Source organism: Streptomyces sp. NPDC058052 (assembly GCF_042885515.1).
Taxonomy (GTDB): domain Bacteria; phylum Actinomycetota; class Actinomycetes; order Streptomycetales; family Streptomycetaceae; genus Streptomyces.
Genome location: NZ_JBHVRX010000010.1, coordinates 197,640 through 209,712, shown reverse-complemented (window position 1 = coordinate 209,712; position 12,073 = coordinate 197,640). Strand labels below are relative to the sequence as shown.

12 protein-coding genes are annotated in these 12,073 nt (G+C 72.7%); 9 read left to right on the top strand and 3 right to left on the bottom strand.

Annotation, left to right across the window (positions count from 1 at the left end; genetic code table 11):
- Positions 1-1,401: an MFS transporter gene (locus tag ACFVU3_RS16955; protein WP_390066824.1), complete on the bottom strand. Its 1,401-nt coding sequence runs from the start codon at positions 1,399-1,401 to the stop codon at positions 1-3.
- A gap of 93 nt (positions 1,402-1,494) precedes the next feature.
- Between ACFVU3_RS16955 and ACFVU3_RS16950 the strand changes: the two genes are divergently transcribed.
- The 8 genes from ACFVU3_RS16950 to ACFVU3_RS16915 all read left to right on the top strand — a co-directional run bounded on the left by ACFVU3_RS16950 (position 1,495) and on the right by ACFVU3_RS16915 (position 8,475).
- A complete protein-coding gene (locus ACFVU3_RS16950) occupies positions 1,495-2,379 on the top strand; it encodes a helix-turn-helix transcriptional regulator (protein WP_390066823.1) in 885 nt (294 codons plus the stop codon).
- Positions 2,380-2,406: 27 nt separating this feature from the next.
- The gene (locus ACFVU3_RS16945) at positions 2,407-2,769 is read left to right on the top strand and encodes a cytidine deaminase (RefSeq protein ID WP_390066821.1); all 363 of its coding nucleotides are present in this window, start codon (positions 2,407-2,409) and stop codon (positions 2,767-2,769) included.
- A 198-nt stretch (positions 2,770-2,967) separates the two neighbouring features.
- Positions 2,968-3,450, top strand: coding sequence for a hypothetical protein (locus tag ACFVU3_RS16940; protein WP_390066820.1), 483 nt, complete (start codon positions 2,968-2,970; stop codon positions 3,448-3,450).
- A gap of 199 nt (positions 3,451-3,649) precedes the next feature.
- Entirely contained in the window at positions 3,650-4,987 is a 1,338-nt protein-coding gene (locus ACFVU3_RS16935) for a beta-xylosidase (protein ID WP_390066818.1), read from the top strand.
- Positions 4,988-5,083: 96 nt separating this feature from the next.
- Positions 5,084-6,028: a WxL protein peptidoglycan domain-containing protein gene (locus ACFVU3_RS16930; RefSeq protein WP_390066817.1), complete on the top strand. Its 945-nt coding sequence runs from the start codon at positions 5,084-5,086 to the stop codon at positions 6,026-6,028.
- 29 nt (positions 6,029-6,057) lie between these two features.
- Positions 6,058-7,017: a GTPase Era gene (era, locus tag ACFVU3_RS16925; protein ID WP_390066815.1), complete on the top strand. Its 960-nt coding sequence runs from the start codon at positions 6,058-6,060 to the stop codon at positions 7,015-7,017.
- A gap of 2 nt (positions 7,018-7,019) precedes the next feature.
- On the top strand, positions 7,020-7,412 hold the full coding sequence (locus ACFVU3_RS16920; RefSeq protein WP_390066813.1) for a hypothetical protein: 393 nt from the start codon (positions 7,020-7,022) through the stop codon (positions 7,410-7,412).
- Positions 7,413-7,416: 4 nt separating this feature from the next.
- On the top strand, positions 7,417-8,475 hold the full coding sequence (locus ACFVU3_RS16915) for a hypothetical protein (RefSeq protein ID WP_390066811.1): 1,059 nt from the start codon (positions 7,417-7,419) through the stop codon (positions 8,473-8,475).
- Between the two features lies 1 nt (position 8,476).
- On the opposite strand, the gene ACFVU3_RS16910 is transcribed toward ACFVU3_RS16915, so the two are convergent.
- Together ACFVU3_RS16910 and ACFVU3_RS16905 are read right to left on the bottom strand one after the other, a co-directional pair.
- Positions 8,477-8,725, bottom strand: coding sequence for a protealysin inhibitor emfourin (locus ACFVU3_RS16910; protein ID WP_390066809.1), 249 nt, complete (start codon positions 8,723-8,725; stop codon positions 8,477-8,479).
- Positions 8,726-8,746: 21 nt separating this feature from the next.
- On the bottom strand, positions 8,747-9,790 hold the full coding sequence (locus ACFVU3_RS16905; RefSeq protein WP_390066808.1) for a M4 family metallopeptidase: 1,044 nt from the start codon (positions 9,788-9,790) through the stop codon (positions 8,747-8,749).
- A gap of 293 nt (positions 9,791-10,083) precedes the next feature.
- Between ACFVU3_RS16905 and leuA the strand changes: the two genes are divergently transcribed.
- The gene (gene leuA, locus ACFVU3_RS16900) at positions 10,084-11,847 is read left to right on the top strand and encodes a 2-isopropylmalate synthase (protein WP_390066806.1); all 1,764 of its coding nucleotides are present in this window, start codon (positions 10,084-10,086) and stop codon (positions 11,845-11,847) included.
- Positions 11,848-12,073: the final 226 nt, after the last annotated feature.

The following is a 12,073-nucleotide window of genomic DNA, read 5'->3' as shown; positions in this document are numbered from 1 at the left end:
TCACCGGGAGCGCCGCAGGCCCAGGGCGACCAGGACCGCCGCGACCAGCACGATCGCCGCGTCCAGGCCGATCACCGTGCGCACCCCGTCGTACAGGCCGTCGCCGGTGGTGGCGAGGACGCCCAGCATCGGGATGCCGACGGTGAGGCCGACCTGCTGGGTGGTGGTCACCAGACCGGTCGCGAGGCCCTGTTCCTCGTTCCGTACGCCCGACGTGACCGTCAGGCCGTACGAGATGATCGCGCCGAGGTGGAACATCGAGGCGAGGGTGACCGCGACGGTCGCCACCACCACGCCCCCGTGCTCGCCGATCGCGAGCAGCCCCGCCGTGAGGACCCCCTGCCCGGCGAGACCGGCGACCAGGGTCCCGCGGGCGCCGAACCGTCCGACCACCCGGGGCGTGAGCGTCCCGGCGAGGACCGAGAAGACGCCCTGGACGCCGAAGACGACGCCGGTGGCGAAGGCCGACAGGCCCAGCGTCTCCTGGAGGTACAGGGTCAGGACGAAGATGATCGTCGACATCATCGAGAAGGTGACGAGGCCGCCGAGGTTGCCGAAGGCGACCGTGCGCCGGCGCAGCATCGGCAGCGAGACCAGCGGCGCCGGGTGCCGCGACTCGACGATCACGAAGGCGGTCAGCAGCAGCACCCCCGCGGTCAGGGAGACGAGCACGTCGGCGCCGCCGAAGCCGCGCTCGGCGGCGGTGGTGAGGGCGTAGATCAGGGCGAGCAGGCCGCCGGTGACGGTGATCGCGCCGGGCACGTCGAGCCGGGGCCGGTCGGGGGTGCGGGACTCGGTGAGCAGCCCGGGGGCGAGCGGCAGCACGACCAGCGCGAAGACGGCGAGCAGGCCCATGGTGGAGCGCCAGCCGAGGGCGTCGGTCATCACGCCGCCGAGGACCATGCCGATGGTGAAGCCGAGCGACATCAGGGTGCCGGAGATGCCGAGCGCCCGGTCGCGCAGCGGGCCCTCCGGGAAGGAGGTGGTGAGCAGCGACATGCCGGTGGGCACGATCGCGGCGGCCCCGACGCCCTGGAGGGCGCGGCCGGCGAGGAAGGAGGCCGGGTCCCAGGCGACGGTGGCGAGCACGGAGGCGGCGGCGAAGAGGGCGAGGCCGCCGAGGAAGAGCCGCTTGCGGCCGTACAGGTCGCCGATCCGGCCGAAGAGCAGCAGGAAGCCGCCCGAGGGGAGGGCGAAGGCCGTGACCGCCCACTGGAGGGCGGAGTGGTCGAGGCCGAGGTCGGCGCCGAGGACGGGCAGGGCGACGTTGAGGACGGAGAAGTCGAGCGCCACGATGAACTGGGCGGCGCAGAGCACGAAGAGGACGAGCCGGGCCCGTCCGGCGAGGGCCGGGGGAGCGGGGGCCGGGGTCTTTCCGGGGGCGGGGGTGACGGTTGCCATGGCGTCCACTCTCGGCGCGCGGGAACAACCGCGGGGAGCGGGAACTTATCCTGTTGCCCGCACCACCAGGCAAGCCAGGGGGAGGAAGCTCACGTGGCGACGGCGAGCGAGAGCGACGCGTCCAAACGGCACCGACTGGGCGAACTGCGCGAGTTCCTGATGAGCCGTCGGGCCCGGGTCGGCCCGGCCGAGGCGGGGCTGCCGGACGGCGGCCGGCGCCGGACGCCCGGGCTGCGCCGCGAGGAGGTCGCCGTCCTCGCCGGGGTCGGGGTCAGCTGGTACCAGTGGCTGGAGCAGGGCCGCGACATCACCGTCTCCCCGCAGGTGCTGGACTCGGTCGCGCGGGTGCTCAGGCTGAGCCCGGCCGAGCGGCGCCACCTGTACGTCCTGGCGGCGCTGAACCCGCCGGCCCTCGAACCCGACCCGGAGGACCGGGACATGTGCCACGGGCTGCGGCGGCTGATCGACGCGTGGACGCCGTTCCCGGCGCACATCATGGACGTGTACTGGAACACCGTGATGTACAACGACGCGGCCGCCGCCGTGTTCGGGCTGCGCCCGGACGTCAGCCGGAACTGCCTGATCGACTTCTTCACCGACGAGCAGTACCGGGCCCGGATGCGGAGCTGGGAGGAGCTGGCGCCGAAGGTCGTGGCGCAGTTCCGGTCGGCCTGCTCGGAGTGCCCCGACGACGAGGGCTTCCGCGCGGTGGTCGAGGAGGCGAAGGCGGCGAGCGCCGAGTTCGCGGAGCTGTGGGAGCGCCGGGACATCCGGCCGGGCGGCCAGAACCGCAAGGAGATGGACCACCCGGTGGCCGGTCTGCTCGTCATGGAGGCCACCCAGCTGCGGGTGCCGGCCAGACCGGACCTGGTGATCGTGCTGCACACCCCGATGCCGGAGGCCGACACGGCCGCGAAGCTGGAGCGGTTGGTCTCCCCGGAGGGCCGGCGGGGGGCGATGTACCCGCTGGCGGGCTGATCGGGCACTCCGACCTATGCTCGGTCCATGACACTCAGCAGTGAGCACGGCGACCTCGGCGCCGAGGACCTCAAGATCATCACGCTGGCGCGGAGCGCCCGCGCCCGCAACGGCGTGCCCGAGGGCGCGGCCGTGCGGGACGAGACCGGCCGCACCTATGTGGCGGGCACGGTGGAGCTGGAGTCGCTGAAGCTGAGCGCCCTGCGGACGGCCGTGGCGATGGCTGTGGCGAGCGGCGCGCGGTCGCTGGAGGCGGCGGCCGTGGTGTCCGCCGCCGAGGCCGCGTCCGACGAGGACCGGGCGGCCGTGCGGGACCTGGGCGGGCCGGAGACGCCGGTGCTGCTCGCGGGTCCGGACGGGGTGCTGCGCGCGGCGGTCACCGCGGGCTGAGCGCCGTACGGAGAGGGGAGGGGTCCGGCCGCGGCCGGACCCTTGCGCGTTTGTGAAGGATCTCCGCGACTTCTCTTGCCTTCCCATGCCGTCTGCGCGTCAATAGGCGGCGGACGGTCCGACGGACCGTCAGATCTCCGCCATTCCACGCAGTGCCCGCACCCCTGCGTTCGTCATCGGAAGGGGTACGAACTCGCCATGAGAAGAAGCACCTTGGGGGCGGCCGGAGCACTCGCCGCGGGCCTCGCCGCCGCCTCGCTCGCCTTCGCCCCCACGGCTTCCGCCGCGGTGTCGCCGGGCACGGCGACGGCCACCTACGACTGCGGTACCTGGGGTGGCGGCACCGCCACGCTCACCATGACCCACTCCGGGAGCACGGCCCAGGTCTCGATCACCGCCCCCGTCACCACGCCGATCGCGGTCGGCGCGGACACGATCACCTCCACGCTGATCCTGGACAACACCACGGGTCCGGACCGGACCTTCACCGGCAAGAAGAACCCGGCCATCCCGGCCGGCGGCAGCGCGAAGCTCGGTCCGCTGACCGCCACCAACGTGGTGGCCGGCGACAAGCTCAACTCGTACTTCGCCGGCGTCGCCCTCAAGCTGGTCATCTTCGGTGTCACGGTGAACTGCGACGCGGTCACGTCGCAGTCCCCGGGCCCCTTCGTCATCAGCTGATCCACCGCTCCCTCCACGACCGGTGCCGCCGCGGGCGGCACCGGTCTCCGGCGTGCCCCGACATTCCGGAGAAGTCGGCAGATCGGCTGATCTTGACACGATCTGATGGGTCATCAGTCGATGGCTTCCGTCGCCATTGACTTCTTTCGGCCCCCAGCCGTCAATGGCGCCCTCTCGACCCTCAGGAGGGGGCACTCACATGGCATTCACCCGAACCCGGGCGGCCGCCCGAAGACGGCGCTGGACCGCCGTCCTCGGCGCCACCGCCCTCGCGTTCGCGGCAGGCGGCGCGCTCGCCGCCCCGGCGCACGCGATCGGCGCCGGGCAGTCGGTGGAATTTCCCACCCGCTGCGTCCCGCCGCCCATCGCCGGCATCCCGCCCATCGAGGGCACCACCACCGCCGTGATCTCGGTCGACAACGCCAGCCCCAAGGTCGGCGACACCGTCAGCGTGACCTACTCGATCACCAAGCCGGCCGCGTCGAACCCGGTGGACCTCGCGCTCCCGGCCGACATCCTCACCCCGACCGGCAAGGTCGTCCTCGGCGGCGCGCAGACCGGCGCGGTGAACGTCACCGGCCCCAAGAAGAACCCGCCGGTCCCCGGCAAGGGCGCCTTCCCGGGCTTCTCCATGACCGGCAGCTTCACGGTCACCCAGGCCGGCGCGATCACCCTCTCGCCGGGCGACTACAACATCCACACCAGCTACATCATGGAGCTGGACACCCCCTGCACGGTGCTCAACCCGCCCGCCCCCGTCTCCCAGACGGTCCAGGCCGGCGACCAGCAAGTGCCCAACGAGCGGACCCTCGAACTCGGCGCCGCCTCCGGCGCCCCCGGCGCCCGGGTCACCGTCACCGGCGCCAAGTTCAGCCCGCTCACCGAGGTGACCGTGGCCGCCAGGGCCGGGGCCGCCGAGACCGCCGACCGGATGACCGTCACCACCGACAGCGAGGGCGGCTTCGTCGCCCGGCTCAAGGTGAACGACCTGGCCACCACCGGGATCGTCGCGTACGAGGGCGGCAGCTGGAACGCGGAGAAGGGCGCCGGCCCCCTCCCGTACCAGGTGATCGACGACACCCCGACCCCGCCGAACAGCCAGAAGATCACCGCCACGGTCAACGCGGGCGAACTGTCCATGACCCAGGCCGGGGACGCCGTCGCGCTCTCCGCGGTCGACTTCGGCCAGGGCGGCGCGGCCACCGGAGCCCTCCAGACGGTGACGGTCAAGGACTTCCGCGGCGGCCCCGCGGGCTGGTCCGTGACCGGCAAGGTCACCGACTTCGCCGGACCGGGCGGCGCCATCGGCGCCGACAAGCTCAGCTGGACCCCGGCCTGCGTCGCCAAGGAGGGCAGCCCCAGCGCCTGCACGGCCGGCTCCGCCGGACCCGTCGGCGCCGGCGCCACCCTCGCCTCCACGGCGAACGGCACGGTCACCGGCGGCGAGTTCACCGTCGACGCCCAGCTCTCGCTGGACGTCCCGGCGTTCACCGCCCCCGGCAGCTACGCGGGCGTGCTCACGCTGACCCTGTCCTGACAGCGGCCGACGGGCCGGCCGGGCGCACCCCCGGCCGGCCCTTCGGCGGCCCCGCACCCACTCCTCCCCACCGCACCCACCCGGGGGTTCCGCACCGTGCGACGCAAGCTGTACGTCCTCCTCCTGAGCGCCGCCCTGCTGCTCCTCGGGGCCCCGGCCGCCCAGGCCGCCGAGAACGGCGAGTGGGCCGTCTACCCGGCCGCCGCCCGACTCGGCGAACGCCCCTACTTCTTCCTCACCGCCGACCCCGGCACCACGCTGCGCGACAAGGTCACCGTCACCAACAAGACCGCCGCCCCGCTCACCTTCCGGCTCTACGGCGCCGACGCCTACAACACCGAACGCGACGGCGGCTTCGCCCTCCGCACCCTGAAGGAGCGGCAGACCGGCGCCGGCGCCTGGATCAAGCCCGGGCGCACCACGGTCACCGTCCCGCCGCGCTCCGCCGTCACCGTCCCCTTCACCCTCACCGTCCCCGCCGACGCCGACCCCGGCGACCACCCCGGCGCCGTCGTCGCCCTCGACGAGCGGATCACCCCCGGCGGCGGCTCCGTCGCCATGGGGATCCAGCGCGCCGTCGGCGCCCGCGTCTACCTCAAGGTCAGCGGCCCGGCCGTGCCCGCGCTCGCCGTCGAGGACGTCACCCTGGAGCAGGACCGGCCGGTCGTCCCCGGCACCCGGGACGGCACCGCCGTCGTCACGTACACGCTCCACAACCGCGGCAACGTCACCCTCAACCCCAGGGTCGCCCTCACCGCCGAAGGACTCTTCGGCCGGACGCTCCTCGACCGCGACCTCGCCCAGGTGCCGTCGGAGCTGCTGCCCCGGCAGCGGATCCGGCTGACCGAGAAGTGGATCGGCTCGCCGCAGCTCGACTGGGGCGAGGTGACCCTCGTGGCCACCGCCGCGGACGTCCGCGAGAGCGCCGGCGTCTCCTTCCTCGCCGTCCCCTGGCTCGTCGCCTCGATGCTGCTCCTGGGGGGCGCCGGCGGCCTCACGGGATGGCGGATCCGGCGCCGCCGGGCCCGTGCGGGGCACTGAGTACGTGACGGGGCCGCTCATCGGGGACAATGGCCCCCATGAGCGTGCGCCGTGATGAGACCGATGAGAACACCGCCCCCCACCGGGCGGGCTTCGCCTGCTTCGTCGGGCGCCCCAACGCGGGCAAGTCCACCCTCACCAACGCTCTGGTCGGACAGAAGGTGGCGATCACCTCCAACCGCCCCCAGACGACCCGGCACACCGTGCGCGGCATCGTGCACCGCCCGGACGCCCAGCTGATCCTGGTCGACACCCCCGGCCTCCACAAGCCGCGCACCCTCCTCGGCGAGCGGCTCAACGACGTCGTCCGCACGACCTGGGCCGAGGTCGACGTGATCGGCTTCTGCCTGCCCGCCGACCAGAAGCTCGGCCCCGGCGACCGCTTCATCGCCAAGGAGCTCGCCGAGATCAAGAAGACGCCCAAGGTCGCCATCGTCACCAAGACCGACCTGGTCGACTCCAAGACCCTCGCCGAGCAGCTGATCGCCATCGACCAGCTCGGCCGGGAGCTCGGCATCGAGTGGGCCGAGATCGTGCCCGTCTCCGCCGTCGGCGACAAGCAGGTCCAGCTCGTCGCCGACCTGCTCATCCCGCTCCTCCCGGAGTCCCCGCCGCTCTACCCGGAGGGCGACCTCACGGACGAGCCGGAGCAGGTCATGGTCGCCGAGCTGATCCGCGAGGCCGCGCTCGAAGGCGTACGGGACGAGCTGCCGCACTCCATCGCGGTCGTCGTCGAGGAGATGATCCCCCGCGAGGGCCGCCCCGCCGACCGGCCGCTGCTCGACATCCACGCCAACGTGTACATCGAGCGCCCCAGCCAGAAGGGCATCATCATCGGCCCCAAGGGCAGCCGCCTGAAGGAGGTCGGGATGAAGTCCCGCAAGCACATCGAGGCCCTCCTCGGCACCCCGGTCTTCCTCGACCTGCACGTCAAGGTCGCCAAGGACTGGCAGCGCGACCCCAAGCAGCTCCGCCGCCTGGGCTTCTAGCGGTGCTCGACCCCGGGACCGAGCGCTTCGTCGACGCGGCGCTCGCCCTGCCCCCCGCCGCCCTGGCCGCCGCCTTCGACCGCATGGTCGAGGAGCGTTCCCAAGGCGGCCGGGAGGCGAGCCTCGCGGCGAGGCCCTCGGCGGCGCAGGACTCGGTGCTCACGCGGCGGGTCCGCGGCGGGCTGCTGGCCCGCGCCGACGAGCTGGACGAGCACCTCACGGGGCTCCTGTCCGACGCCAAGTCCGCCATCTGCATCGCCGGCCGCGCGGTCCTCAAGCGCGGCAGGCTCACCCCGGAGCAGTACGCCCTCCTGGTCACCCCCTTCACCGACCTGGGCGTCCCCGCTCCACCGCATCCGACCGTGGACCCGCCCCGAGACGGCGTGCCAGCATGACGCCGTGACGCAGATCAGCAAGGGGGAGGACCTGCCGGTCCCCGGGCAGCCAGGGCAGGGCGGGCCGGTCCCGCTGGAGCTCCCGCACGGAGCCGTCGGCAAGTCGGCGGGCGCGGGTGCGGGTGCCGGGACGGGCTCCGGTACGGGCCCGGACGCGGACGCCGGTACGGGCTTCGGCACGGGCACGAGTACGGGCTCCGCGGCGGCCGGCTCACCGGCCGGTTCCGGTCCACCGGGAGAGGACGGCGCACCGGGAGAGGACGGCGCACCGCGCCGGGTCGACCGCGCGGTCGGCGGATGGTGGGCGGACCTGATCGCCGCCTCTTCCGCCCCCTCGCCCGCTCCGGCCTCAGCTCCCTCGCCCGCTCCGGCCTCCGATCCGTCGGCCGCTCCGTCGACCGGGAGGGCCGCGCCGGCCGGGATCCTTGACGGCGGAGGGTTCGACGACATCGTGTACGCCGGCAGGGGCGACGCCACGTTCGCCATGGAGGAGGTCCCGCCGCCCGGCTACGTCCTGGTCGAGTACGCCTGGAGGGGGACGGGCTTCTTCATGCTGGACTCCGTCGACTGGAACGGCAGGGACGCCGTCGGACTCGGCGGCTCGCATCCGGCCGGCCGGTTCGCGCGGCGGGTGATGTGGTGCGACACCCTGTACCCGCTGCGCTTCCGCCTCCGGTGCGGCGACCACGACGAGTGGGTGATCGTCGTCCGGCCCGTGACCGGAGTGCGCGAGCTCGGGGCGGGCGCCACGGGGCGGGGGACCGAGGTGCTGCTCCACACCGGACCCGCCGGTGAACTGCGCACCCGGCTCCGCCCGGCGGAGGCCGAGGCGTCCCTGCGCGTCCTGGGCCACAAGCCGCGTCGCCCCGGCGCCCCCGCCCCGTTCCCGGACACGCTGGCGAGCGACCACGCCCGGCGCCCGGAGGACGCCCGGAAGCTGCCCGAGGGGCCGCTGCTCGTCGAGGTCGTGAACGCCGACGGCGACTGGTCGCTCGACGTCGGCCCCGTCCGCCCCCCGGAGGAGAGGAAGTCCGGCTTCTGGGGCCGTCTCTTCGGCCGCTAGCTCACGCGCCCTCCTTGAGGACCCTCGTCACCAGCGTCCGCTGGGCGTCCGTGAGGTGCGGGTCGGCGCACCTCACGGTCCGGCCGTCGACCGTGATCTCGTAGGAGAAGCCGTCCGGGACGACCCGGCCGGGCTCCGGGCCCGCGAGGACGGCGGAGGCCAGGGACTCCCACTCGGGGCCCGTGACCTCCACCTCCGCCGTCCGCTCGATGCCCGCGAAGCCACCGGTGCGCCGCACTCGAATCCGCATGGGCCCTGTCTACCAGCCGGCTCAGTCGGTCGGTACACCCACGGCCGCCCACGCCTTCATGACGGCCTGGATCTCCGCCGCGTCGCCGTACCGGGCCTTCGCCGCCGCCACCGTCGCCGCCGCGAACTCGGCGAAGCGGGTCTCGGGGGCGAGCGCCCCGCCCGTCATCACGTCGTACCAGATCAGCCCGGCGCGCTCCCAGGCGTGCCCGCCGAGCTCGGTCGCCACCAGGTAGAAGGCGTGGTTCGGGATGCCGGAGTTGATGTGCACCCCGCCGTTGTCCCGGCTCGTGCGCACGTAGTCGTCCATGTGGGCGGGCTGCGGGTCCTTGCCGAGCACGTCGTCGTCGTACGCGGTGCCCGGCGCCTTCATCGAGCGCAGCGCCGTCCCCTCCACGCTGGGGTGGAAGAGGCCCTCGCCGATCAGCCAGTCGGCCTGCTCGGCGGTCTGGCCCAGCGCGTGCTGCTTCACCAGCGCGCCGAAGACGTCGGAGACGGACTCGTTGAGCGCGCCGGACTGGCTGAAGTACTCCAGGTTCGCCGTGTACTGCGTGAAGCCGTGGGCCAGCTCGTGCCCGATGACGTCCACGGGGAGGGTGAAGTCGAGGAAGATCTCGTCGTCGCCGTCGCCGAACACCATCTGCTCGCCGTTCCAGAAGGCGTTGCCGTACTTCTCGTCGTAGTGGACGGTCGCGATCAGCGGCAGCCCCGCCCCGTCCATCGAGTCGCGGCCGAAGGCGTCCCGGAAGAGCGCGAAGGTGGCGCCCAGGCCCGCGTACGCCCGGTTGACGGTGGCGTCGGCGGTCGGCTCCTCGCCCTCGTCGCGGACCTTCACGCCGGGCAGGTCGGTGCGGCGCCGCGCGTCGTGGACGGTGCGGCGCGGGGCCGCGGGCTCCGCCGGCGCGCCGGGCGGGGCGGCGGAGGGGCGGGGGAGGACCCGGGCCGTACGGGCCGAGGCGTCGGCGATCAGGGTGCGGCGGGCGGCGGCCGCGACGGCCGGGTTCTCCGAGGCCGCGAGGTGCTCCAGGAGGTGGGGCGGCACGATCGTGCAGAAGGGGGAGGTCATACCGGCAATGTGGCAGGGAGTGACCGGCTTGTCACGAGCGGCGACGAGGATTGGCGAAATGGAGTGATGGGTCACCATTCGGCCTTGACGACACGGCCGTCCCGCATACTGAAACAGGACGTCCGCCTTCCCCGGTCCTCGGCTATGGTGACGCACATCATGCGTTTCGGGCTGCTTCTCCTTAGCTGCCGCGGCGAGGGCCTGTAGTCGTAGGCCGACCCCCTCCCCGCGGGTTTCGGTGCTGCGTTCGACAGTCGGCCGTCCCCCTGGAAGGACCCGAGGAGCCCTACGCAATGTCCCAGTCTCCGTTCGTCAGCCGGCCCACGCCCGTCACCAACGCGACGCACACGCAGCAGCCGTCCGGGATGCCGATCCACAAGTACGGCCGGTACGAGGCCGTCGAGATCCCCGACCGCACCTGGCCCGAGCGGCGCATCACCCAGGCGCCCCGCTGGCTGTCGACCGATCTGCGCGACGGCAACCAGGCCCTGATCGACCCGATGTCCCCGGCCCGCAAGCGCGAGATGTTCGACCTGCTGGTACGCCTGGGCTACAAGGAGATCGAGGTCGGCTTCCCGTCCTCCGGCGAGACCGACTTCGCCTTCGTCCGCTCCATCATCGAAGAGGGCGCGATCCCGGACGACGTCACCATCTCCGTCCTGACCCAGGCCCGCGAGGACCTGATCGAGCGGACGGTGGAGTCCCTGGTCGGCGCCCACCGCGCCACCGTCCACCTGTACAACGCCACCGCGCCGACCTTCCGCCGGGTCGTCTTCCGCGGCTCCAAGGACGACATCAAGCAGATCGCCGTCGACGGCACCCGCCTGGTGATGGAGTACGCCGAGAAGCTGCTGGGTCCGGAGACCACCTTCGGCTACCAGTACAGCCCGGAGATCTTCACCGACACCGAGCTGGACTTCGCCCTGGAGGTCTGCGAGGCCGTCTGCGACGTCTGGCAGCCCGGCCCCGGCCGCGAGATCATCCTCAACCTGCCCGCCACCGTGGAGCGTTCGACCCCCTCCACGCACGCGGACCGCTTCGAGTGGATGTCCCGGAACCTGACCCGGCGCGAGCACGTCTGCCTGTCGGTCCACCCGCACAACGACCGCGGCACCGCCGTCGCCGCCGCCGAGCTGGCCATCATGGCCGGCGCCGACCGCATCGAGGGCTGCCTGTTCGGCCAGGGCGAGCGGACCGGCAACGTCGACCTGGTCACCCTGGGCATGAACCTGTTCAGCCAGGGCGTCGACCCGCAGATCGACTTCTCGCAGATCGACGAGATCCGCCGCACCAGCGAGTACTGCAACCAGATGGAGGTCCACCCGCGCCACCCCTACGCGGGCGACCTGGTCTACACCGCCTTCTCCGGCTCCCACCAGGACGCCATCAAGAAGGGCTTCGACGCCATGGAGGCGGACGCGGCCGCCCAGGGCAGGACCGTCGACGACATCGAGTGGGCCGTCCCGTACCTGCCCATCGACCCCAAGGACGTCGGCCGCTCCTACGAGGCCGTCATCCGGGTCAACTCGCAGTCCGGCAAGGGCGGCATCGCCTACGTCCTGAAGAACGACCACAAGCTGGACCTGCCCCGCCGGATGCAGATCGAGTTCTCCCGGATCATCCAGGCCAAGACCGACGCCGAGGGCGGCGAGGTCACCCCGGCGCAGATCTGGTCCGTCTTCCAGGACGAGTACCTGCCCAACCCGGACAACGCCTGGGGCCGCATCCAGCTGCGCTCCGGCCAGTCCACCTCGGACACGGACGGCACCGACACGCTGCGCGTCGAGGCGGTCGTCGACGGCACCGACACCGTCCTGACCGGCTCCGGCAACGGCCCGATCTCCGCCTTCTTCGACGCCCTGCAGTCGGTCGGCGTGGACGCCCGCCTGCTGGACTACCAGGAGCACACCATGAGCGAGGGCGCCTCCGCGCAGGCCGCCTCGTACATCGAGTGCGCCATCGACGGGCGCGTGCTGTGGGGCATCGGCATCGACGCCAACACCACCCGCGCCTCGCTGAAGGCGGTCATCTCCGCGGTCAACCGCTCGGCGCGCTGACCTCACGCCCGGTACGGCGCCCCGCCCCTCCACGAGGGGGCGGGGCGCCGTCTTTTTGTGAGGTGCGTCACGGTTTCAGGTGCGCTTAAGGAAGATCATTCAGAGATGTCGGAATCAGTGTCATATGGGGTGAGTTGACGGCACATCACGGTGTGACGGATGGTACAGACCACTCCCCACGGGACCCCCACACCTTCCCTCCCCCGCACTCCCTGACCTGGAGTTC